The 22,371-nt window shown below is 60.4% G+C and carries 25 protein-coding genes; 20 read left to right on the forward strand and 5 right to left on the reverse strand.

The window, feature by feature from the left end; translation table 11 throughout:
- Positions 1-401 precede the first annotated feature (401 nt).
- From RHEC894_RS00010 to dnaQ, 5 genes are read left to right on the forward strand one after another with little or no spacing between them, the layout of a single operon-like run.
- Positions 402-1,223, forward strand: a complete 822-nt coding sequence (locus tag RHEC894_RS00010) for a pyruvate, water dikinase regulatory protein (protein WP_085735352.1) — start codon at positions 402-404, stop codon at positions 1,221-1,223.
- A gap of 31 nt (positions 1,224-1,254) precedes the next feature.
- Positions 1,255-1,854, forward strand: coding sequence for a Maf-like protein (locus RHEC894_RS00015; protein WP_085735354.1), 600 nt, complete (start codon positions 1,255-1,257; stop codon positions 1,852-1,854).
- Positions 1,847-2,704 carry a shikimate dehydrogenase gene (locus RHEC894_RS00020; RefSeq protein WP_085735356.1) on the forward strand — a complete coding sequence of 286 codons (858 nt, stop codon included), beginning with the start codon at positions 1,847-1,849 and terminating at the stop codon, positions 2,702-2,704. The genes RHEC894_RS00015 and RHEC894_RS00020 overlap by 8 nt, the downstream gene beginning before the upstream one ends.
- Positions 2,704-3,315: a dephospho-CoA kinase gene (gene coaE, locus RHEC894_RS00025; RefSeq protein WP_085735357.1), complete on the forward strand. Its 612-nt coding sequence runs from the start codon at positions 2,704-2,706 to the stop codon at positions 3,313-3,315. The genes RHEC894_RS00020 and coaE overlap by 1 nt, the downstream gene beginning before the upstream one ends.
- The gene (gene dnaQ, locus RHEC894_RS00030; protein WP_085735359.1) at positions 3,308-4,033 is read left to right on the forward strand and encodes a DNA polymerase III subunit epsilon; all 726 of its coding nucleotides are present in this window, start codon (positions 3,308-3,310) and stop codon (positions 4,031-4,033) included. Before coaE ends, dnaQ begins: the two co-directional genes overlap by 8 nt.
- A gap of 54 nt (positions 4,034-4,087) precedes the next feature.
- Here the strand turns inward: dnaQ and secB are convergent, their stop codons facing one another.
- Together secB and RHEC894_RS00040 are read right to left on the reverse strand one after the other, a co-directional pair.
- Complete coding sequence (secB, locus tag RHEC894_RS00035) at positions 4,088-4,570, reverse strand: protein-export chaperone SecB (RefSeq protein ID WP_085735361.1); 483 nt, start codon at positions 4,568-4,570, stop codon at positions 4,088-4,090.
- A 101-nt stretch (positions 4,571-4,671) separates the two neighbouring features.
- Entirely contained in the window at positions 4,672-5,178 is a 507-nt protein-coding gene (locus RHEC894_RS00040) for an FxsA family protein (RefSeq protein ID WP_085738799.1), read from the reverse strand.
- Between the two features lie 132 nt (positions 5,179-5,310).
- On the opposite strand from RHEC894_RS00040, the gene RHEC894_RS00045 reads away from it, so the two are divergent.
- The 5 genes from RHEC894_RS00045 to gyrB all read left to right on the forward strand — a co-directional run bounded on the left by RHEC894_RS00045 (position 5,311) and on the right by gyrB (position 10,655).
- A complete protein-coding gene (locus tag RHEC894_RS00045; protein WP_085735363.1) occupies positions 5,311-6,015 on the forward strand; it encodes a Tim44/TimA family putative adaptor protein in 705 nt (234 codons plus the stop codon).
- A complete protein-coding gene (locus RHEC894_RS00050) occupies positions 6,008-7,147 on the forward strand; it encodes a murein transglycosylase A (RefSeq protein ID WP_085735365.1) in 1,140 nt (379 codons plus the stop codon). The genes RHEC894_RS00045 and RHEC894_RS00050 overlap by 8 nt, the downstream gene beginning before the upstream one ends.
- Positions 7,147-7,710, forward strand: a complete 564-nt coding sequence (locus tag RHEC894_RS00055) for a Smr/MutS family protein (RefSeq protein WP_085735368.1) — start codon at positions 7,147-7,149, stop codon at positions 7,708-7,710. Before RHEC894_RS00050 ends, RHEC894_RS00055 begins: the two co-directional genes overlap by 1 nt.
- Entirely contained in the window at positions 7,707-8,084 is a 378-nt protein-coding gene (locus RHEC894_RS00060) for a helix-turn-helix transcriptional regulator (protein ID WP_085735370.1), read from the forward strand. The genes RHEC894_RS00055 and RHEC894_RS00060 overlap by 4 nt, the downstream gene beginning before the upstream one ends.
- Positions 8,085-8,219: 135 nt before the next feature.
- Positions 8,220-10,655, forward strand: a complete 2,436-nt coding sequence (gene gyrB, locus RHEC894_RS00065) for a DNA topoisomerase (ATP-hydrolyzing) subunit B (protein ID WP_085738800.1) — start codon at positions 8,220-8,222, stop codon at positions 10,653-10,655.
- Between the two features lie 80 nt (positions 10,656-10,735).
- Here the strand turns inward: gyrB and RHEC894_RS00070 are convergent, their stop codons facing one another.
- Together RHEC894_RS00070 and RHEC894_RS00075 are read right to left on the reverse strand one after the other, a co-directional pair.
- Positions 10,736-11,335 carry a nitroreductase family protein gene (locus RHEC894_RS00070; RefSeq protein ID WP_085735371.1) on the reverse strand — a complete coding sequence of 200 codons (600 nt, stop codon included), beginning with the start codon at positions 11,333-11,335 and terminating at the stop codon, positions 10,736-10,738.
- A gap of 46 nt (positions 11,336-11,381) precedes the next feature.
- Entirely contained in the window at positions 11,382-11,666 is a 285-nt protein-coding gene (locus tag RHEC894_RS00075; protein WP_085735373.1) for a DUF2218 domain-containing protein, read from the reverse strand.
- Positions 11,667-11,858: 192 nt separating this feature from the next.
- On the opposite strand from RHEC894_RS00075, the gene RHEC894_RS00080 reads away from it, so the two are divergent.
- From RHEC894_RS00080 to RHEC894_RS00125, 10 genes are all read left to right on the forward strand, one after another.
- On the forward strand, positions 11,859-12,812 hold the full coding sequence (locus tag RHEC894_RS00080; protein WP_085735375.1) for a glutathione S-transferase family protein: 954 nt from the start codon (positions 11,859-11,861) through the stop codon (positions 12,810-12,812).
- Positions 12,813-12,960: 148 nt separating this feature from the next.
- The gene (locus tag RHEC894_RS00085) at positions 12,961-13,803 is read left to right on the forward strand and encodes a fumarylacetoacetate hydrolase family protein (protein ID WP_085735377.1); all 843 of its coding nucleotides are present in this window, start codon (positions 12,961-12,963) and stop codon (positions 13,801-13,803) included.
- Positions 13,804-14,005: 202 nt separating this feature from the next.
- Positions 14,006-15,283, forward strand: coding sequence for a polyhydroxyalkanoate depolymerase (phaZ, locus tag RHEC894_RS00090; RefSeq protein WP_085735378.1), 1,278 nt, complete (start codon positions 14,006-14,008; stop codon positions 15,281-15,283).
- A gap of 144 nt (positions 15,284-15,427) precedes the next feature.
- A complete protein-coding gene (locus RHEC894_RS00095; protein WP_085738801.1) occupies positions 15,428-15,862 on the forward strand; it encodes a DUF2852 domain-containing protein in 435 nt (144 codons plus the stop codon).
- Positions 15,863-15,944: 82 nt separating this feature from the next.
- Complete coding sequence (locus RHEC894_RS00100; protein WP_085735380.1) at positions 15,945-16,703, forward strand: SprT family zinc-dependent metalloprotease; 759 nt, start codon at positions 15,945-15,947, stop codon at positions 16,701-16,703.
- Between the two features lie 75 nt (positions 16,704-16,778).
- Positions 16,779-17,447, forward strand: a complete 669-nt coding sequence (locus RHEC894_RS00105; protein WP_071085801.1) for a phosphoribosylanthranilate isomerase — start codon at positions 16,779-16,781, stop codon at positions 17,445-17,447.
- 2 nt (positions 17,448-17,449) lie between these two features.
- On the forward strand, positions 17,450-18,670 hold the full coding sequence (gene trpB / locus RHEC894_RS00110; protein ID WP_085735381.1) for a tryptophan synthase subunit beta: 1,221 nt from the start codon (positions 17,450-17,452) through the stop codon (positions 18,668-18,670).
- Positions 18,671-18,673: 3 nt separating this feature from the next.
- Positions 18,674-19,513 carry a tryptophan synthase subunit alpha gene (gene trpA / locus RHEC894_RS00115; RefSeq protein ID WP_085735383.1) on the forward strand — a complete coding sequence of 280 codons (840 nt, stop codon included), beginning with the start codon at positions 18,674-18,676 and terminating at the stop codon, positions 19,511-19,513.
- Positions 19,514-19,654: 141 nt separating this feature from the next.
- Complete coding sequence (gene accD / locus RHEC894_RS00120) at positions 19,655-20,560, forward strand: acetyl-CoA carboxylase, carboxyltransferase subunit beta (protein WP_085735385.1); 906 nt, start codon at positions 19,655-19,657, stop codon at positions 20,558-20,560.
- 23 nt (positions 20,561-20,583) lie between these two features.
- Complete coding sequence (locus tag RHEC894_RS00125) at positions 20,584-21,936, forward strand: folylpolyglutamate synthase/dihydrofolate synthase family protein (protein ID WP_085735386.1); 1,353 nt, start codon at positions 20,584-20,586, stop codon at positions 21,934-21,936.
- Positions 21,937-22,010: 74 nt separating this feature from the next.
- Here RHEC894_RS00125 and trxA read toward each other — a convergent pair whose 3' ends face one another.
- Positions 22,011-22,331: a thioredoxin gene (gene trxA, locus RHEC894_RS00130; RefSeq protein WP_004672616.1), complete on the reverse strand. Its 321-nt coding sequence runs from the start codon at positions 22,329-22,331 to the stop codon at positions 22,011-22,013.
- Positions 22,332-22,371: the final 40 nt, after the last annotated feature.

Raw genomic sequence — 22,371 nt, forward strand, 5'->3', positions numbered from 1 at the left:
GCGCTTCTTCCCTATAAAAAATCAAAGATATTTTAAAAGGTTTCTATTTCTTAGAGTCGGTGTCTATCAAGGATTAAAATCCATCCACCGCCGATGCCATTTGTCGCGTGCCGGCAAAAAACATTGGGGTGAATTTCTCCGCCCTGTCGAAAATCCGGGGAGAAGCCGAATCTGAAAATGATTCCAAATCCTTCCGGGAAACTGATTTTATGCGTGGCTGTGGATAAGCTGTGGACCTGCATCTGCCAACGCAACTTGGTCCTCGTCATCCACAGGGCCCGATGAAACCGATCTGCAGAATTCGAATTGTGGATAAGGCGGCATGTTTTCCCTTGCCCGAGACCGCCTCGCCGCCGTAGCTCTGTTTCATCCAGTCTTTTCAACAGGCAGCGGAAAATAACGTGGAGAACAGAACGAACTTCTTTCATCTGCATCTGATTTCTGACTCAACGGGAGAGACTCTGATCTCGGCCGGTCGAGCCGCATCGGCCCAGTTCAGATCCGCTCAGCCGATCGAACATGTCTATCCGCTGATCCGCAACCGCAAACAGCTGCTGCCGGTTCTGCAGGCGATCGACGATGCACCGGGCATCGTGCTCTATACGATCGTCGATCGGGAGCTCGCGAGCCTGATCGACGAACGCTGCATCGAAATGGGCGTGGCCTCGGTGAATGTGTTGGAGCCGGTCATGAATGCCTTCCAGATCTATCTCGGCGCCCCGTCGCGCCGTCGGGTCGGCGCCCAGCATGTGATGAATGCCGGCTACTTCGCGCGTATCGAAGCGCTGAATTTTACTATGGATCACGACGACGGTCAGATGCCGGACGATTACAACGATGCCGATGTCGTCATCATCGGCATCAGCCGCACGTCGAAAACACCGACCAGCATCTACCTCGCCAACCGCGGCATCAAGACGGCAAACATTCCGATCGTCTATGGCGTGCCGTTGCCGGAGAGCCTGTTCATTGCGAGCAAACCGCTGATCGTCTGCCTGATCGCCACCACCGACCGCATTTCCCAGGTGCGGGAAAACCGGGTGCTCGGGGCGACGCAGGGTTTTGATCGCGAACATTATACCGACCGCGCCGCGATCTCCGAGGAGCTGAAATATGCCCGCTCGCTCTGCGCCCGCCACAACTGGCCGCTGATCGACGTTACTCGCCGCTCAATCGAGGAAACAGCCGCGGCAATCGTTGCCCTGCGCCCGAAGCTGCGCTAAGCGCTGGCGGAAGCCGGCATCCGAGGAACTCATGATACCCAAAATCATCCTTGCATCATCGAGCCCCTTTCGGCGGATGCTGATGGAAAATGCCGGTCTGTCCTTCGAGGCGCATGCCGCCAATATCGATGAAAGAGCGGTCGAAGCCCCGTTGGAAAAAGCCGGGGCAACGCCGGATGCCGTCGCTCTCGTCCTGGCCAAGGCCAAGGCCGAGGAGGTCAGCGGCCGCTTTCCGGACAGTCTGGTGATCGGTTCGGATCAGACGATGTCGCTTGGCGACCGCGTCTTCCACAAGCCGAAGGACATGGCCGAGGCGGCGAGCCACCTTCACGCCCTTTCGGGAACAACCCACCGCTTGAACAGCGCCGTCGCGATCGTCAGCGATGGCGTGGTTCTGTGGCAGCATCTCGCCCATGCCGAGCTGACGATGCGGCCGCTGGCGGCGGACTTCATTGCCAGGCACCTGGCGCGCGTCGGGGACAGGGCGCTTTCCAGCGTCGGCGCCTATCAGTTGGAGGGGGAAGGCATTCAGCTCTTCGAGAGAATCGAGGGTGATTATTTCACCATTCTCGGCTTGCCGATGCTGCCGCTCTTAAAAAAATTACGAGACCTCGGAGCAATCGATGGGTGATTCACGTGAAACATTCGAGCCGCAAGCGTTTGTCACGGGCTTTCCGATCAAGCACTCGCGCTCGCCGTTGATCCATGGCTATTGGCTGAAGACGCTCGGCCTGCCAGGCAGCTACCGCGCCCACGAAGTGCCGCCCGAGGCCTTTGCCGATTTCATCGCTTCGCTGAAGGATGGCAGTTCGGGCTTCGTCGGCGGCAATGTCACCATTCCCCACAAGGAACTGGCCTTCAAGCTCGCCGACAGGCCCGACACGTTGTCGCGTGAACTCGGCGCCTCGAACACGCTCTGGCTCGAGAATGGCGTCCTGCATGCGACGAATACCGACGGTCGCGGTTTCACCGCCAATCTCGACGAACGCCATCCGGGCTGGGACCGGCATGACACGGCAGTCGTCTTTGGTGCCGGCGGCGCCAGCCGGGCGATCATCCAGGCGGTCCGCGATCGCGGCTTCAAGGAGATCCACGTCGTCAACCGCACCGTCGAAAGGGCGCGTGAACTGGCCGATCGCTTTGGCCCGAGAGTCCAGGCCCATCCGGCAGGCGCGCTTGCCGAAGTCATGAAAGGCGCCGGTCTGTTCATCAATACCACCTCGCTCGGCATGGACGGCGAGGCCGCACCGCCGCTCGATTTCACGCCGCTCGCAGCCGGCGCCCTCGTCACCGACATCGTCTACGTACCCTTGAAAACGCCGATCCTGGCACAGGCAGAAGAGCAGGGATTTCCGATCGTCGATGGTCTCGGCATGCTGCTGCACCAGGCCGTGCCCGGATTCGAGAAATGGTTCGGCCAGCGTCCGGTCGTCGACGCGGCACTGCGTGGCCTGATCATTGCGGATATGGAAACGCATTGATGCTGACGATCGGCCTCACCGGCTCTATCGCCATGGGAAAATCGACGGCGTCGAAACTCTTCGCCGAGGCCGGAATTCCGTTGAACGATTCTGATGCCGTGGTCCACGATCTCTACACGGGCGAGGCCGCACCGCTGGTGGATACCGCCTTTCCCGGCACGATGAAGGATGGAGCGGTCGACCGGCATGAACTCGGCCGCCAGCTCGCTCTTGATCCAGACGGCTTCAAACGCCTGGAAGCGATCGTCCATCCGCTGGTACGCCAACGCGAGGCGGAATTTCTGGCGCGACAGCGCGCCGCCGGCGCCGAGATGGTATTGCTCGATATTCCCTTGCTCTTCGAGACCGGGGCTGAAGAAAGAGTGGATGTCATCGTCGTCGTCAGCGCCGATCCACAGATTCAGCGTCAGAGGGTGCTTGCGCGGCCAGGCATGACCGAGGAAAAATTCGATATGATTCTCTCCCGTCAGACGCCGGACGCCGAAAAGCGCCGCCGGGCCGATTATCTGATCGACACCAGCCAGAAGATCGCGGTCACGAAAGAACGGGTGCTTGCTATCGTCGCCGACCTGAAAATGCGGATTGCCAAGGGAGATTTCCGGAATGCGTGAGATCATCTTCGATACGGAAACCACCGGCCTCGACAACCGCGCCGACCGTATTATCGAAATCGGCGGCATCGAGCTGTTCAACCATTTCCCCACAGGCAACGTGATCCATATCTTCATCAACCCCGGAGATCAGAAGGTTCATCCCGATGCGCTCGCGGTGCACGGCATCACCGACGAGTTCCTGAAGGACAAGAAGCCTTTCGCCGAGGTTGCCGAAGAAATCCTTGCTTTCTTCGGCGATGCGAAGTGGATCGCCCACAACGCCACCTTCGATATGGGCTTCATCAACGCCGAATTGGCGCGCATCGGTCTGCCGCCGATCCTGCCGGAAAGGGTGGTCGATACCCTGTCGATGGCGCGGCGCAAACATCCGATGGGGCCGAATTCGCTCGACGCGCTCTGCCGGCGTTATGGCATCGACAATTCGCACCGCACCAAACACGGCGCGCTGCTCGACTCTGAACTGCTTGCCGAAGTCTATATCGAGATGATCGGCGGCAGGCAGGCAGCCTTCGGCCTGAGCACCGCAACGTCAGGCCAGAACGGTCGCGGCGATATGGCGGAGGAAGACGATGTGGTAATCGCATCAGTGCTCGAGCGGCCCCGGCCGCTTGCCCCGCGCCTCAGCCAGTCGGAGGCGCAGGCGCATGAAGCGCTCGTCGCCAAGCTCGGAGAAAAAGGCATCTGGGCCAAATACGGCGGCCCCGCCGCACAATAGGAAATGCCCGGGACCAGCCCGGGCATCCGTATCTCGAAACCGAAAAAAATCGGATCAGTTCGGAACGGCCTCGACCTTGGCGCGGGCCTGTTCTTCGGCAACGCGCTGGGCGAACATCTGCGTGAAGTCGATCGGATCAATCATCAGCGGCGGGAAACCGCCGTTGCGAGTGACGTCGGCGATGATCTGACGGGCGAAGGGGAAGAGCATGCGCGGGCACTCGATGAAGAGAACCGGCAGCATGTGTTCCTGTGGGAAGCCGGCAACGCGGAAGACACCGCCATAGACGAGCTCGGTATGGAAGACCGTTTTGTCGCCATCCTTGGCTTCTGCATTCAGCGACAGCACGACATCGAAATCCGTATCCGAAAGCGGGTTGGCGTTGACATTCACATTGATGTTGATTGTCGGCGCCTTGTCGCGGGCCTGCAGCGAGCGGGGCGCACCCGGATTTTCGAAGGAGAGGTCCTTGGTATATTGCGCAAGGATCGAAAGGGTGGGGCTGGTCGCACCGTTGCTGTTGTTTTCGTCTGCCATTGGCTTTTCCTCGAGGGGCATGGGAATGGTGCCGCCATCTAACATTTCAGGGAGGGGCTTACAACCCTGGGCGCTTGGCGCGGTTGATCGGTCGAAGCGCCTCAATCGCCGAGATGTTTGCCGGACCACGGCGAGTTGCGATCCGGCTCCCTATGATAGTCCTCATCGTCGAGATCGACCACCTTCGAGTTTGGCTTGCGGTCACGGAAATCGGATTGCGGGCCGGTAGAAAAGCCGCCCTTGGCATTGACGACGACGAAGCGTTTGGCGATCGCCTGCCAGACGAGATCGCGCACCGGCGGAATGAGAATGAGGATTGCTATGATATCGGTGAGGAAGCCGGGAATGATCAGGAGCAGCGAGGCGATGACGTTCATCGCCGGCCGCAACAGGTCGCGGCCCGGCATCACCCCGTTTCGTCCTTCGCTCGACATGCGGCGCAAAATACCGATGCCCTGCCGGCGCAGCAGAACCACGCCCAGAACGAAGCCCAGCATGACGAGCGCCAGCGTCAGCCACAATCCGATAGCCCGGCCGACGACGACGAAACCGGCAATTTCGGCAAGTGGCAACAGCAGAATGAAAGCCGGCAGGATCGAAAAACGCATGGTCGTCATGTCCCGGGCTTGCCGGTCTCCTCTTGGACGCCGGCGAAGATGCCAGCCATCATTTGAATCATCTGTATAGGCAGACTATATGGGAGTACAAATCAGAGATGTTAACGGCGGCTGCGATACGATATGAGTTCGAACGACTTCATCACTTTATTCTTCCTGGTGGCGGCTGTGCTGATTTTCTTTCAGCTGCGCTCCGTGCTCGGGCGCCGCACAGGAAATGAGAAGCCGCCGCGCGATCTCTATACGCCGCGGGATGCGGCTCCGGCCGAAGCCGCCGATGCCGGCAAGGTTGTGACGCTGCCGCGACGCGACGCGACGACGGAGGATGAGGATCGTTTCGCCGCCATCGATGCCGTCGCCGCTCCAGGAACGCCGCTCAACGAATCGCTGCGCGCGCTGAACAAGGCTGATCCCGCCTTCAGCCCGAAGGAGTTTCTGAACGGCGCCCGCATGGCTTACGAGATGATCGTCATGGCCTATGCCGATGGCGACCGGAAAACGCTGAAGAACCTTCTGTCCCGCGAAGTCTATGACGGCTTCGATGCGGCGATCGGCGAGCGCGAAAGCCGGGGTGATAAGGTGAAATCCACCTTTGTCGGTATCGACAAGGCCGAAATCACCCATGCCGAGACGAAGGGCAGCGAAGCGCAGATCACCGTTCGCATCATCAGCCAGCTGATATCGGCCACCTACGACAAAGCGGATGTGCTGATCGAAGGCGACGCGGAAAACGTCGCCGAGGTCAACGACCTCTGGACCTTTGCCCGCGACACCCGCTCGCGCGATCCGAACTGGAAACTCGTGGCGACCGAATCGGAACATGAGTGACCACGCATCGGGCTTCGTCCTGCAGGCCATAAGCTTCGACGATCTGGAAGGCTGGAAGGATGATGATCCCTCCGGCCTTTTTGAAGTTATGCGAGGCTGCCGGCGGCAGATCACCGATGTCAAACCCTACCGCACCGGATCGCTTGGTCTGAGCGCGGACGATCTGCTTCCGCTTCTGCTGGCCGCCGAAGATTTCACGCCGTCATCTCCGGCATCGGCGCGCGCCTTTTTCGAGACGCACTGTCGGCCTTTCCTGATTCGCCGCAAGGACGGCAATTCCGGCTTCGTCACCGCTTTCTACGAACCGGAGATCGAGGTGTCGGCGCAGCCGGACGAAACCTTCCGTTTCCCCTTCTACCGTCGCCCGGACGATCTGATCGATCTCGATGACGCCAATCGTCCCGCCGAGCTCGACCGGTCCTACGCTTTCGGCCGTCTGCATGAGGGGCGCGTCAGTGCTTATCCGGATCGCCGCGCCATCGATCGGGGTTTCCTCGAAGGCCGCGGTCTCGAAATTGCCTGGGCGAAATCGAAGGTCGATGTCTTCTTCGTGCATGTGCAGGGTGCGGCCCGCCTGCGTTACAACGATGGCCGTATCGGCCGCATCACCTATGCGGCAAAGGCCGGCCATGCCTTCTCGGCGGTGGGCAAGCTGCTGATCGACCGGGGCGAGATCGATCGTGCCGACATCTCGATGCAGACGATCCGTGCCTGGCTGGCGCGCAATCCAGAGCGGGTGGACGAGGTGCTGTGGCATAACCGCTCTTATATTTTCTTCCGGGAAACGCCCTCGCAGGCTACCGGCCTGCGAACCGCCGATCTTCAGGCCGGTCCGATCGCGGCTGCCAAGGTGCCGCTTCTCGCTGGCCGTTCCCTTGCGGTCGACCGGATGATCCATACCTTCGGCTTTCCCTTTTTCATCCGCGCCGAAAGCCTCACCCATCTCGATCATGGACGGCCCTTCCGCCGGCTGATGCTGGCGCTCGATACCGGCTCGGCCATCGTCGGGCCGGCGCGCGGCGATATCTTCACCGGCTCGGGGGATGTGGCCGGAGAAAGCGCCGGCACCGTCCGCAACGATGCCGATTTCGCCATTCTCATTCCCAGGGCCGTTGCCGGAAGATTCGACTGATGGCCAGGGATCGCAAACTCAGTGCGGATGAGAGGATACTCTGGGGCAAGGTTGCCCGCAGCACGCGGCCGATGCCCGGCAAGGCGGGTGAGCTGAGCGAACTCGACGCTTTTCTCGCCGAAGCGGCGGCCGAGCAGGAGAAAGCCGAAAGGCTGGCACCGCCATCACCAGTGCCACTGCCGCCGGCAGCACCCGCGATGGCAAAACCATCCGCCGGGGTGCATCATCCGCTGGAAAAACCGGTCAAGCGTAAGATCGCCAAGGGCCGGCTGGCGCTCGAAGCGCGGATCGACCTGCACGGGCTGGTGCAGAGCGAGGCTCATGCCATCCTTCTCGATTTCCTGATCCGCGCCCACGAACGCGGCCTGCGCCATGTCTTGGTCATAACGGGCAAGGGCAGCTCGATGGGCAGCGACGGCGCGCTGAAGCGGGCCGTGCCCCTCTGGTTCTCGAAGCCGGAATTCCGCTACCTGATCTCGTCTTATGAATCGGCCGCCCAGCATCACGGCGGCGAGGGCGCTCTCTACATCCGCCTGTCGCGGCGGCCAGGGGACAGACCATGACTCCCTTCGGAGAGGCGGTTCGCAGGCTGAGAGCGCGCAAAGGTGTGTCGCAGAAGGAGATGGCGGAAGCGCTGAACGTCTCTCCCGCCTATCTCTCGGCGCTCGAACATGGCAAGCGCGGCCTGCCGACATTCGATCTGCTGCAGCGCATCGCCGGCTATTTCAACATCATCTGGGACGAGGCCGAGGAACTGTTCCTGCTCGCCCGTTCTTCCGACCCGCGCGTGGTCATCGATACGTCAGGCCTGCCGCCGGAATATACCGAATTTGCCAATCGGCTGGCGCGGCAGATCCGCAACCTTGACAGCGCCGAGATCGGCCGGTTATCCGCTCTTCTCGAAAATGACGGCAAAGGCGACGGAAAAGCGTCATAATCCCCTGTTTTATGCCTTGTTCAGGGGACTTGCCATTGGGAACCGGGTTCAAAAAACCTATATACGAGAGTGAAGAAAGCCGGTGATTCGCAAGGCGCGCCGCAGCTTTACGGCAACAGGGAAAATCTCGACAGAATGAGCGATACATCCGCGACGGAAAACGGCGTAAGCACCGAATATGGCGCAGATTCCATCAAGGTTCTGAAGGGCCTCGATGCCGTGCGCAAGCGTCCCGGCATGTATATCGGCGATACCGACGACGGCTCCGGCCTTCATCACATGGTTTATGAAGTCGTCGACAACGCGATCGACGAAGCGCTTGCCGGCCATGCCGACATCGTCACCGTCACGCTCAATCCGGATGGCTCGGTGACGGTCACCGATAACGGCCGCGGCATTCCGACCGACATCCATAGCGGCGAAGGCGTCTCGGCGGCCGAAGTCATCATGACGCAGCTGCATGCCGGCGGTAAGTTCGACCAGAATTCCTACAAGGTTTCCGGCGGTCTGCACGGCGTCGGCGTTTCCGTCGTCAACGCGCTGTCCGTCTGGCTGAAGCTGAAGATCCGCCGCCAGGGCAAGATCCACGAAATGAGCTTCACCCACGGCGTGGCCGATGCGCCGCTGAAGGTCACCGGCGACGCGCCCGATGAGACCGGCACGGAAGTAAGCTTCATGCCGAGCAGCGAAACCTTCACCATGACGGAGTTCGACTACGGCACGCTGGAGCATCGCCTGCGCGAACTGGCCTTCCTGAACTCCGGCGTCCGCATCCTGCTGACCGACAAGCGCCATTCCGATATCAAGCAGGAAGAACTGCGGTATGACGGCGGCCTCGAGGCTTTCGTCGCCTATCTCGACCGTGCCAAGAAGTCCCTGGTCGACAAGCCGGTCGCCATCCGCGGCGAAAAGGACGGCATCACCGTCGAAGTGGCGATGTGGTGGAACGACAGCTATCATGAGAACGTGCTTTGCTTCACCAACAACATTCCCCAGCGCGACGGCGGCACCCATATGGCCGGCTTCCGCGCGGCCTTGACGCGCCAGGTGGTTTCTTACGCTGACAATTCCGGCATCACCAAAAAGGAAAAGGTGACGTTGCAGGGCGAAGATTGCCGCGAAGGCCTGACGGCGGTGCTGTCGGTCAAGGTGCCCGATCCGAAATTCTCCTCGCAGACCAAGGATAAGCTGGTTTCCTCGGAAGTCCGCCCTGTGGTTGAAAGCCTCGTCAACGAGGCGCTCAGCACCTGGTTCGAAGAACATCCGAGCGAAGCCAAGATTCTCGTCGGCAAGGTCGTCGAGGCAGCGGCCGCCCGCGAAGCCGCCCGCAAGGCCCGTGAATTGACACGCCGCAAGGGCGCGCTCGATATCGCCTCGCTGCCGGGCAAGCTTGCCGACTGCTCCGAACGCGATCCGGCGAAATCCGAAGTCTTCCTTGTCGAGGGCGATTCCGCCGGCGGCTCGGCCAAACAGGGCCGCTCGCGCGAAAACCAGGCGATCCTGCCGCTGCGCGGCAAGATCCTGAACGTCGAACGCGCCCGTTTCGACAAGATGCTGTCGAGCCAGGAAATCGGCACGCTGATCACCGCGCTCGGCACCGGCATCGGCAAGGACGAATTCAATGCCGAAAAGCTGCGCTACCACAAGATCATCATCATGACGGATGCCGACGTCGACGGCGCTCACATCCGCACTCTGCTGCTCACCTTCTTCTTCCGGCAGATGCCGGAACTGATCGAGCGCGGTCACCTCTACATCGCGCAGCCGCCGCTCTATAAGGTCTCGCGCGGCAAGTCGGTGCAGTATCTGAAGGACGAAAAGGCGCTCGAGGAATATCTGATCAGCCAGGGTCTTGAGGATGCCGCGCTGAAGCTCGGCAGCGGCGAGGTTCGCACCGGCCAGGATCTGCGTGAGGTCATTCTGGATGCGTTGCGCATGCGCGCTTTGCTCGACAATCTTCATTCGCGTTACAACCGCGCCGTGGTCGAACAGGCGGCGATCGCCGGTGCCCTCAATGCCGATTTCGTCAGCGATCCGGCAAGAGCGCGGGCAGTGGCGAGCGAGGTCGCAAGCCGTCTCGACATTATCGCCGAGGAAACCGAACGCGGCTGGCAGGGCGATCTGACCAGCGATGGCGGCCTGCGCTTCGAACGCATGGTCCGCGGCGTCAGGGAAATCGTCGTGCTCGACATGGCGCTGATCGGCTCGTCGGATGCCCGTCACATCGACCAGCTGACCGCGCGCCTCAAGGAAATCTATCAGACGCCGCCGTCGCTGCATCGCCGCGAAGGTGACGTCGAGATCTCAGGCCCGCGTGCCTTGCTCGACGCAATCTTCGCAACTGGCCGCAAGGGCCTGACCATGCAGCGATATAAAGGCCTCGGCGAGATGAATGCCGAGCAGCTCTGGGAAACGACGCTCGATCCGAATGTGCGCTCGCTGCTGCAGGTCAAGGTCAACGACGCCACCGATGCCGACGGCCTCTTTGCCCGGTTGATGGGTGACGAAGTCGAACCGCGGCGCGAATTCATCCAGGACAACGCGCTCAGCGTCGCAAACCTCGATATCTGATTGATGTTTCGAAACGAAAGCCCCGCCATCCACGGATGGCGGGGCTTTCGTTTGCGCGATCGGCCTTATTTCGGCTTCGCTCAGTCGGCAATAAAATGGCCGTTGAAGGCGACCTCGGAGAGCGGTTTGCGCTGGCTGGGGAATTCGCGTGCCTGATTGCGTTCGGAAAGGACGCTCTTGTCGGCGATCCGGCCGACGGCGACACCGGCTTCGACCCGATAACCCTCGGGAATGGCGAAAGTCTGCCGGATCTCGTCATGCTTGATGCCGCCCATGCCATGGGCGTAAAAACCGGAGAGACGCGCCTGGAGCGCCAGGTATCCCCAGGCCGTGCCGGCATCGAAGGAATGGGTGTAGCTCGGCTTTGTCTCTGCTGAGCCGGCGGTCCCGGTGAAGGCGCGCGAGACGACGAAAATCAGCGCCGATGCGTTCGCCGCCCATTCCTGGTTGGCATCGACGAGCAATCCGACGAATGTCTGCCACTGCTCCGACCCTTTCAGGGCATAGATGAAGCGCCAGGGCTGTTGATTGGACGAGGACGGCGCCCAATGGGCGGCGTCGAGCAGGCTGAGCAGCTGTGCTTCCTCGATGATTTCGCCGGTGAAGGCGCGGGGTGACCAACGGTCGAGAAACATCGGATCGATCGGATATTGGGATTCGCGGTTATTGCTCTTCGTCATGCTTATTCCCGGGGGTTGGAGGCAGAAATTCGGATCGGAGTTCGGTTCAGTCTGTCCAGACGATGTCGAGGTCCTCGCGAAAGGCAAAACGTTTCAGATGATCGTCGATGACACCCTGCATTCTGGCCTGCTGCGCGGCATCGGCGACGGAAAGCGCCATGGTCGGCGTCGTATCGTCGGCGGTAAACGTCACTTCGGTCGTCTCGCTGAACGGCACCCGGCCCTTCTGCGGGTCGAAATAGACGCTGAATTTATGGCTCCAGTGTTTGCAGAGCTGCTGCAGATAGCGGCTTGCATGTTCGGTGCGCACGACGGCTTTGGAAAGGTGCATGTCAAACTCCATTTCATCTTGGATTGGAGCCCTCATCTTGGACTAATCCAAGTCTTATTTCCTGCTTCGCAGCCTTGGCAAGCGCAGCGTCGTCGCAATCGGGGTGTACAGACTGTCTTCATAAAAGCGGCCTCACGCGGGCGTCAAAGCAGGATAATAAAACGCTTCAGTCAATCGATCGGAGAGTTGCGCATGCTGGTGAATGGAAAATGGACGGAGGACTGGCAGCCCGTTCAGGCAAAGGATGAAAAGGGCGGCTTCATCAGGCAGACTTCGAGTTTCCGCAACTGGGTCACCCCGGATGGCGCCGCCGGGCCGACGGGTGAAGCCGGCTTCGAAGCCGGCCCCGGCCGGTATCACCTCTATGTCGCCTATATCTGCCCCTGGGCCTCACGTACTTTGATCGGCCGCAAGCTCAAGGGGCTCGACGACGTCCTTTCCGTCTCCGTCGTCGAACCGCTGCTCAGCAGACAGGGTTGGCGCTTCGGCGATTATCCCGGCGCCACCGAGGATCACGTCAACGGCACGACGTATCTGCATGAAATCTATACGCGCGCGTCCGCCGATTTCACCGGCCGGGCCACCGTGCCGGTTCTCTGGGACAAGCAGAGAAAGACCATCGTCAACAATGAATCCGCCGATATCCTGCGCATGCTGAACAGCGGCTTCGGCGACCTGGCAAAAAATCCGATCGATCTTTACCCGGCGGAAAGACGCAGCGAGATCGATGCTTTCAACGACCGCATCTATCCCGCGCTCAACAATGGCGTCTACCGCGCCGGTTTTGCCACCACCCAGCTTGCCTACGAAGAAGCCTTCGCCGATGTCTTTGCCTGCCTTGATTGGATCGAGCCGCAGTTTGCCGATCGGTCCTTTCTTTTCGCCGATCATCCGACGGAAAGCGATATCCGGCTCTTCGTCACCCTCGTGCGCTTCGACGTCGCCTATTACGGCATTTTCAAATGCAATCTGCACCGGCTTTCCGACTATGCCAATCTGCGCGCCTTTTGCCGCCGCATGCTGGATTGGCCGGGTATCGCGGAAACGGTCAATCTCGATCACATCAAGCGCGGCTACTACTCGATCGAAAGCCTCAACCCGACAAAGATCGTCCCCGTCGGGCCTGATCTTGCGGAAATTTTTTAAAGCGTGATGCCGCAATTCATGCGGTTTGAGCCGAAATCCATTCGAATCCAGGAAAAGTCGTACCGCTTGGCGGCAAAGCCGTAATGACACCGGTGAATAATTCGTTCATAGGTGGCTGCAAATCCGTTTTCGATGAGGAGGAAATTCCATGAAGCTGATGCGTGTTGGCGAAGCAGGCAATGAAAAACCCGCGCTTCTCGATGCCGATGGCAAGATCCGCGATCTCTCCGGTCACGTCGCCGATATCGGCGGTGAGGCGATCTCGCCGGCGGGCCTTGCAAAGATCGCGGCAATCGATCCGAAGAGCCTTCCGGAGCTTGCCCCCGGCCGTATCGGTGCCTGCGTTGCCGGCACCGGCAAATTCATCTGCATCGGCCTCAATTTCTCCGACCATGCCGCCGAAACCGGCGCCACGGTGCCGCCCGAGCCGGTGATCTTCATGAAGGCGACCTCGGCCATCGTTGGTCCGAACGACAGCGTCCGGATCCCGCGCGGTTCGGAAAAGACCGATTGGGAGGTCGAACTCGGCGTCGTCATCGGCAAGACCGCGAAATATGTCAGCGAAGCCGACGCGCTCGATTACGTCGCCGGCTATTGCGTGTCGCATGATGTTTCCGAGCGCGCCTTCCAGACGGAACGCGCCGGTCAGTGGACCAAGGGCAAATCCTGCGACACCTTCGGACCGATCGGTCCCTGGCTGGTCACCAAGGACGAGATCGCCGATCCGCAAAACCTCGGCATGTGGCTGAAGGTCAACGGCCAGACGATGCAGAATGGCTCGTCCAAGACCATGGTCTATGGTGTCGCCCACATCGTTGCCTATCTCAGCCAGTTCATGTCGCTGCATCCGGGCGACGTCATCTCCACCGGAACGCCTCCGGGCGTCGGCATGGGCATGAAACCGCCACATTATCTCAAGGCCGGCGACGTGGTCGAACTCGGCATCGAGGGTCTCGGCACGCAGAAGCAGACCTTCGTAGCGGATCATTAACGACGCTTTCTGCTGAGAGACTTAAGTTTTCCAGTCGATACTGATGCCGGAGAGTCACTTCTCCGGCATTTCTTGTGCGGGTCTGGTTCGTCCATGTTGCTGTGCAACAAAAAACTGTTAGTCTGAGTAACGTGCCCGCGTAACGGAAAGATTCGATGCCTTTCAATCGGCGCCATCTTTTCGATAGAGAAAGGTGGCGCCTTTGTTTTATCAGCTTTATGAATTGAACCATGCTGCCATGGCGCCGTTTCGCGCTGCGGCCGACATCATGCGATTTGCCTATGCCAACCCGCTGAACCCGTTTTCCCATACGCCGCTCGGCCGGACGATGGCCGCAAGTCTCGAAATGTTCGAACGCACGACGCGCCGCTACGGCAAGCCGGAATTCGGGCTGAAGCAGACGACGATCGGCGATCAGACGGTTTTTGTTCGTGAAGAGGTCGTCTGGTCGCGGCCCTTCTGCAATCTCCTGCATTTCGCCCGCAACGCCCCGGCCGCCCGGGGCAACGATCCCCGTATCCTGATCGTCGCGCCGATGTCCGGCCACTATGCGACGCTGCTGCGCGGCACGGTGGAGGCGCTGCTGCCGAGCGCCGATGTCTACATCACCGACTGGATCGACGCCCGCATGGTGCCGATGACGGAAGGCACGTTCGATTTCGACGACTACGTCGACTATGTCATCGAGATGCTGCATTTCCTCGGGCAGGACACGCATGTCATTGCCGTCTGTCAGCCTTCCGTTCCGGTGCTGGCGGCCGCCGCGGTGATGGAGGAAGCCAATGATCCGCTGTCTCCGTCGTCGATGACGCTGATGGGCGGCCCGATCGACACGCGCATCAACCCGACGGCGGTCAACAAGCTCGCCCAGGAGCGGTCGCTGCAATGGTTCTCCGACAATGTCATCATGAACGTGCCCTGGCCGCAGCCGGGCTTCATGCGCCCGGTCTATCCGGGATTCCTGCAGCTTTCGGGATTCATGTCGATGAATCTCGACCGCCATCTCGTCGCCCACAAGGAATTCTTCATGCATCTCGTGAAGAACGACGGCGAGCCGGAAAAACACCGCGATTTCTACGACGAATATCTCGCCGTCATGGATCTGACCGCCGAATTCTATCTGCAGACGGTCGAGCAGGTTTTCATGAAGCATTCCCTGCCGAAGGGCGAACTGATGCATCGCGGCAAACGCGTCGATCCGGCAGCGATTCGCAAAGTGGCGCTGCTGACCGTCGAGGGCGAGAACGACGACATCTCGGGCGTCGGCCAGACAAAGGCGGCGCAGACCATCTGCGTGAATATTCCCGAAGATATGCGCATGCACTATCTGCAGCCGGATGTCGGCCATTACGGTGTTTTCAACGGCTCGCGGTTCCGCCGCGAGATCGCGCCGCGCATCATCAATTTTGTCCGGGAGCATTCCCGTTCAGCCGTCAAGCCGCCGGTGCCGCGCGTTATCAAGGGCGGCCGCACCGCCTGATTTAGGGGTGGCTGATTTAGAAAAGCGGATTCAAGGCTTTGTCCGATTTCATGGGCAATCGTCTTGAAGGCCGTTGTTGCGGTAACCACATCGATTTCAGCGTTCGGTATCCTGCCGGGCGCGGAAAGCGAGGATACCCGCACGATGAACCAGTCAGCATTGCTTCGACCGGATTGGACTCCGGCTACCATTGCCCTGATGATTCTCGGCTTCATGGTTTTCTGGCCTCTGGGTCTGGCCATGCTTGCCTATATCATCTTCGGCGACCGTCTGCGCGGCTTCAAGCGTGACGTCAACCAGGCGACCGATGGCTTCTTTGCCTCCTGCCGCCGTTCGAACGGCCGTCACCGCCCGCACTTCTCGACCGGCAACGTCGCCTTCGACGACTGGCGCAAGGCCGAGATCGACCGGATCGAGGAAGAGCGCCGCAAGCTCGACGAAATGCGCGAGGAATTCGACGCCTACATGCGCGAACTTCGCCGCGCCAAGGACCAGGAAGAGTTCGATCGCTTCATGCGTGACCGCAAGAACAGCAAGCGTGACGACAACGGCCCGGTCGCTGAATACCAGACGCCGTGAAGGCCTGAATGCTGAAAACGACCGGCATCTCCCGATGCCGGTTTTTCTATGTCCGCTGCCGGCGAATCGGGTAGAAACAACCATGTTCTCGCTTCTGAAGACAAGGCCGAAAGCCCGAAAGCCGGCTCCACCCGAAACGCGGACGCTTGATGTGGCCGGCCGCCTCATGCCGCTGACCATCAAGCAGCACGACCGGGCGACACGCATCACCTTGCGCATCGAGCCGGGTGGTCGGGCGTTGAAGATGACGGTGCCGAAAGGTCTTGCGGCACGCGAGGTCAATGCCTTTCTCGATCGGCATCAGGGTTGGCTGCTCACCAAACTTGCCAAGTTTTCGACCGATGCCGGCCTGCGCGACGGCGGCGAAATTCTCTTTCGTGGCGTTTCCCATCGCATCCAGCATACCGGCAGCGTGCGCGGCCTGACGGAGGCCGTCTCCATGGATGGCAAACCGGTGCTGCTGGTCAGCGGCATGCCGGAACATGTCGGGCGGCGCATTGCGGCCTTTCTCAAGAAAGAAGCGCGCACCGACCTCGTCAGGCTGGCGACGATGCATGCCGGAACAATCCGGGCCCCGATCCGCTCGATCTCGATGAAGGATACCCGCAGCCGCTGGGGCTCTTGCTCGTCGGAGGGAAATCTGAGCTTTTCCTGGCGTATCGTCATGGCGCCGCCCTCGGTGATCGATTATCTCGCCGCCCACGAAGTTGCCCATCTCAAGGAGATGAATCACGGGCCTCGCTTCTGGGCGCTTTGCAAGAAGCTCTGCCCCGGCATGGAGGAAGCGAAATCCTGGCTGAAGCGGCACGGAAGCCAGTTGCACGCGATTGATTTCGACTGACCGACGTTGGCGCTAAATGCAGCCTAGCACGCAAATTGGCTCGACTCTTGCTGCATTTCGTGTCACTTCGCTGCCATGAAACCCGATATCAAGATCTGTGGCTTGAAGACGCCCGAAGCGATCGATCGTGCGCTGAAACGCGGCGCGACCCATATCGGTTTTATCTTCTTCGAAAAGAGCCCACGCTACATCGAGCCGGACCTGGCGGGTAAACTGGCCGAACCGGCACGCGGCAAGGCGAAGATCGTCGCCGTCGTCGTCGATCCCACCAATGACGAGCTGGATGAGATCGTCTCGCTGTTGAAGCCGGATATTCTGCAGCTGCACGGCAACGAGAGCCCCGAACATGTGCTGACGATCAAGGCGCTCTATGGCCTGCCGGTCATGAAAGTCTTTTCCGTGCGCACGGCCGACGATCTGAAGCGCGTCGAGGCCTATATCGGCATCGCCGACCGTTTCCTGTTCGACGCGAAAGCGCCGAAGGGTTCGGAACTGCCCGGCGGCAACGGCATTTCCTTCGACTGGAGCCTTTTGAGCTGGCTCGACGGTAGCATCGACTACATGCTGTCCGGCGGGCTGAACAAGGACAATGTCGCGGATGCGCTTGTGAAGACCAAGGCACGTGGTATCGACGTCTCCTCGGGCGTCGAAACCGCGCCCGGCGTGAAGAGCGTCGCAATGATCGATGAATTTTTCGATGCGGTCGAAGAGGCGGACGCGCCTGTCATGGCCTCAGGGAGTTGAGAGTGAACGAAACGCCTAAACCGAATTCCTTCCGTTCCGGGCCCGATGAAGACGGCCGCTTCGGCATCTATGGCGGTCGTTTCGTTGCCGAAACATTGATGCCTTTGATCCTCGATCTGCAGGACGAGTGGAACAAGGCGAAGAACGATCCGGCATTCCAGGCCGAATTGAAGCATCTCGGCGCCCATTATATCGGTCGCCCGAGCCCGCTCTATTTCGCCGAGCGGCTGACGGCCGAACTCGGCGGCGCCAAGATCTATTTCAAGCGTGAGGAGCTGAACCACACCGGCTCGCACAAGATCAACAACTGCATCGGCCAGATCCTGCTCGCCAAGCGCATGGGCAAGACCCGCATCATCGCCGAAACCGGCGCCGGCCAGCACGGCGTCGCCTCGGCCACCGTCGCCGCCCGCTTCGGCCTTCCCTGCGTCGTCTATATGGGTGCCACCGACGTCGAGCGTCAGGCGCCGAATGTTTTCCGCATGAAGCTGCTCGGCGCCGAAGTCAAACCGGTCACCGCAGGCAGCGGCACGCTGAAGGACGCCATGAACGAGGCGCTGCGCGACTGGGTCACCAATGTCGAGGATACCTATTATCTGATCGGAACGGCGGCCGGTCCGCATCCCTATCCGGAGATGGTCCGCGATTTCCAGTCGGTGATCGGCGCGGAAGCGAAAGAGCAGATGCTGGCCGCCGAAGGTCGCCTGCCGGATCTCGTCGTCGCGGCCGTCGGCGGCGGTTCGAACGCCATCGGCATTTTCCATCCCTTCCTCGATGATCCCACCGTGAAGATCGTCGGCGTCGAAGCCGGCGGCAAGGGCCTGCAGGGCGACGAACATTGCGCGTCGATCACTGCCGGTTCGCCGGGCGTGCTGCATGGCAACCGCACCTATCTGCTGCAGGATGGCGACGGCCAGATCAAGGAAGGCCATTCGATTTCGGCCGGTCTCGATTATCCCGGCATCGGCCCCGAACATTCCTGGCTGAACGATACCGGCCGCGTCGACTACGTGCCGATCATGGATCACGAAGCGCTCGAGGCGTTCCAGACGCTGACCCGCCTCGAAGGCATCATCCCGGCACTCGAGCCCTCGCACGCGATTGCCGAGGTGATCAAGCGCGCACCGAAGATGGGCAAGGACGAGATCATCCTGATGAATCTCTCCGGTCGCGGCGACAAGGATATCTTCACCGTCGGCAAGATTCTGGGAATGGGACTGTAAGACATGACCGCACGCATGGACAAACGCTTTGCCGAGCTTAAGGCCGAGGGCCGTCCGGCGCTTGTGACCTATTTCATGGGCGGCGATCCTGATTACGATACCTCGCTCGGCATCATGAAGGCGCTGCCGGAAGCAGGCTCCGACATCATCGAACTCGGCATGCCCTTTTCCGATCCGATGGCCGACGGACCAGCGATCCAGCTGGCTGGCCAGCGCGCGCTGAAAGGCGGTCAGACGCTAAAGAAGACGCTGCAACTGGCGGCCGATTTCCGCAGGACCAATGATGCGACGCCGATCGTCATGATGGGCTATTACAATCCGATCTATATTTATGGCGTCGAGAAATTCCTCGACGACGCGATCGCCGCCGGCATCGACGGCCTGATCGTCGTCGATCTGCCGCCGGAGATGGATGACGAGCTCTGCATTCCGGCGATCCGCAAGGGCATCAATTTCATCCGTCTGGCGACGCCGACCACCGACGAGAAGCGCCTGCCTGCCGTCCTGAAAAACACCTCCGGCTTCGTCTACTACGTCTCGATGAACGGCATCACCGGCTCGGCGCTGCCCGATCCGTCGCTGGTTTCGGGCGCTGTCCAGCGCATCAAGCAGCATACCGAATTGCCGGTCTGCGTCGGCTTCGGCGTCAAAACGGCGGAGCATGCGAAAGTCATCGGCGGTTCGGCCGATGGCGTCGTCGTCGGCACCGCCATCGTCAATCAGGTCGCCACCAGCCTGACCGCGGACGGGAAGGCCACGGCCGATACGGTTCAGGCAGTCGCAACACTGGTGCGCGGTCTGTCCTCGGGAACACGTTCGGCGCGCCTTGTTGCTGCCGAATAGTTTGCCCACATTGGCGATGGAGCATGTCGCGCAAAAGTGTGCCGCGGTTTTGCGGCAACGACTGCGGGAAAACAAAGATCTAAAGCGTGGCAACCGATCTGAAAGATCGCGACGCGTGTTAGTCAGTTAGGAGAATTCAAGTTGAACTGGATCACCAACTACGTTCGCCCGCGGATCAACTCCATGCTGGGCCGTCGCGAAGTGCCGGAGAACCTCTGGATCAAGTGCCCGGAAACCGGCGAGATGGTCTTCCACAAGGACCTGGAAGGCAACAAATGGGTCATCCCGGCCTCCGGCTATCACATGAAGATGCCGGCGAAGGCCCGTCTGGCCGATCTTTTCGACAATGGCGAATATGAATCGCTGCCGCAGCCGAAGGTCGCCCAGGATCCGCTGAAGTTTCGCGATTCGAAGAAATACAGCGATCGTCTGCGCGACAGCCGCCTGAAGACCGAGCAGGAGGATACGATCCTCGCCGGCCTCGGAAAGGTGCAGGGCCTGAAGCTCGTCGCCGTCGTGCATGAATTCAATTTCATCGGCGGTTCGCTCGGCATGGCCGCCGGCGAGGCGATCGTCAAGGCTTTCGAACGTGCGACGTCGGAAAAATGCCCGCTGGTGATGTTCCCCGCTTCCGGCGGCGCGCGCATGCAGGAAGGCATTCTTTCGCTGATGCAGCTGCCGCGCACGACCGTTGCCGTCGATCTGCTCAAGGAGTCAGGCCAACCTTATGTCGTCGTTTTGACCAATCCGACGACCGGCGGCGTCACGGCCTCTTACGCCATGCTCGGCGATATTCATCTGGCCGAACCCGGCGCCGAAATCGGCTTTGCCGGCAAGCGCGTGATCGAACAGACGCTGCGTGAAAAGCTGCCGGAAGGCTTCCAGACCTCCGAATATCTGCTCGAACATGGTATGGTCGATATGGTCGTCAAGCGTCACGACATTCCGGAGACGCTGGCGCGCATCCTGAAGATCCTGACGAAGAAGCCCGTTTCGGCAGCAAACGACGTGACTCGCGGAGCGATCGCCTTGGCGGCGAGCGCCTGATAACAGGCAAACGGGGTGCCGAAATGATACCCAGGGGCCAAACCGCGGTGAGTGAGGCAGCGCAAGAGATCGAAAAACTCATGGGATTGCATCCCAAGGGATTCGACCTGTCTCTCGATCGTATCACCCGTCTTCTCGATCAACTCGGCAATCCGCATCTGAGATTGCCGCCGGTGATCCATGTCGCCGGCACCAACGGCAAGGGGTCGGTCACCGCCTTCTGCCGCGCCCTGCTCGAAGCAGGCGGCTACAGCGCTCATGTCCACACCTCGCCGCATCTCGTCAATTGGCACGAGCGTTATCGCATCGGTGTGGCGGGCGGACGCGGGCAGCTTGTCGATGACGCCGTCTTTGCCGACGCGCTGCGTCGTGTGGCCGATGCCAATGCCGGGCAGCATATCACCGTCTTCGAAATCCTGACGGCGGTCACCTTCATCCTGTTTTCCGAACATCCGGCCGATGCCGCGATCATCGAAGTCGGTCTCGGCGGCCGCTTCGACGCCACGAACGTCATTTCCGACCCGGCCGTCTCGGTGATCATGCCGATCTCGCTGGATCACCAGCCCTATCTCGGCGACAGGGTTGAACTGATCGCCGCCGAAAAGGCCGGCATCATGAAGCCGGGACTTCCCGTCGTCATCGGTCATCAGGAATATGATGCGGCCCTCGACGTGCTGATGTCGACGGCTGAGCGGCTGCATTGCCCGAGCGCCGTCTTCGGGCAGGATTTCATGGCACACGAGGAATATGGCCGGCTCGTCTATCAGGACGAATTCGGCCTGGCCGACCTGCCGCTGCCGCGCCTTCCCGGCCGGCATCAATATGCCAATGCCGCCGCCGCCATTCGCGCCGTCAAGGCGGCGGGTTTCACCGTCACCGAGACGATGATGGAAAAGGCAATGAGTTTCGTGGAATGGCCGGGCCGGCTGCAGCGTCTGAGCGAAGGCCGGCTGCTTTCGCATGCGCCGGCCGGTGCCGAGATCTGGATCGATGGCGGGCATAATCCCGGTGCCGGCGAGGTGATCGCCGAAGCCATGGCCAATTTCGAGGAACGCCAGCCGCGGCCGCTTTTCCTGATCATCGGCATGATCAACACCAAGGATCCGGTCGGCTATTTCAAGGCTTTTGCCGGCCTGGTCGAGAAGGTTTTCTGCGTGCCGATCCGTGGCAGCGAAGCGATGATCGACCCGGTGATATTGTCGAATGCCGCCTATGACGCCGGCCTGGTTGCCGAACCGATGTCGACGGTCGGCGATGCCCTGGAAGCCATAAAGGCCGTCCTCGATCCACAGGCTTTGCCGCCGCGCATCCTCATCGGCGGCTCTCTCTATCTCGTCGGCGATGTGCTTTCCGACAACGGCACGCCTCCGAAGTGAAGGCGGCGAAATGAAGAATGCGAAATGAAAAAAGCCCGGTCGGAGCCGGGCTTTTTTCATGTATGCGATATCAATCAGGCAGCGTTCGAAATCCAGTTCGAAAGAGCCGTCTTCGGCTTGGCGCCGACCGAGATATCCGCAACTTCGCCGCCTTTGAAGATCGCCAGCGTCGGAATGGAGCGCACACCGAATTGTGCGGCGAGTTCCGGGTTCTCGTCGATATTGAGCTTGGCGACTTTGACCTTGCCTTCCATCTCGACAGAGATTTCTTCGAGGCTCGGAGCAATCATCTTGCACGGGCCGCACCATTCAGCCCAGAAATCGACGACGACGGGTTCTGCGGATTCCAGAACTTCCGACTGGAAGTTGTTGATATCGACTTTCACGGTAGCCATGGGCTGCTCCTTTGAATTGGGTGTTGAACCACATGTGATG

The sequence above is a fragment of the Rhizobium sp. CIAT894 genome, assembly GCF_000172795.2.
In the GTDB taxonomy this organism is placed as follows: Bacteria; Pseudomonadota; Alphaproteobacteria; order Rhizobiales; family Rhizobiaceae; genus Rhizobium.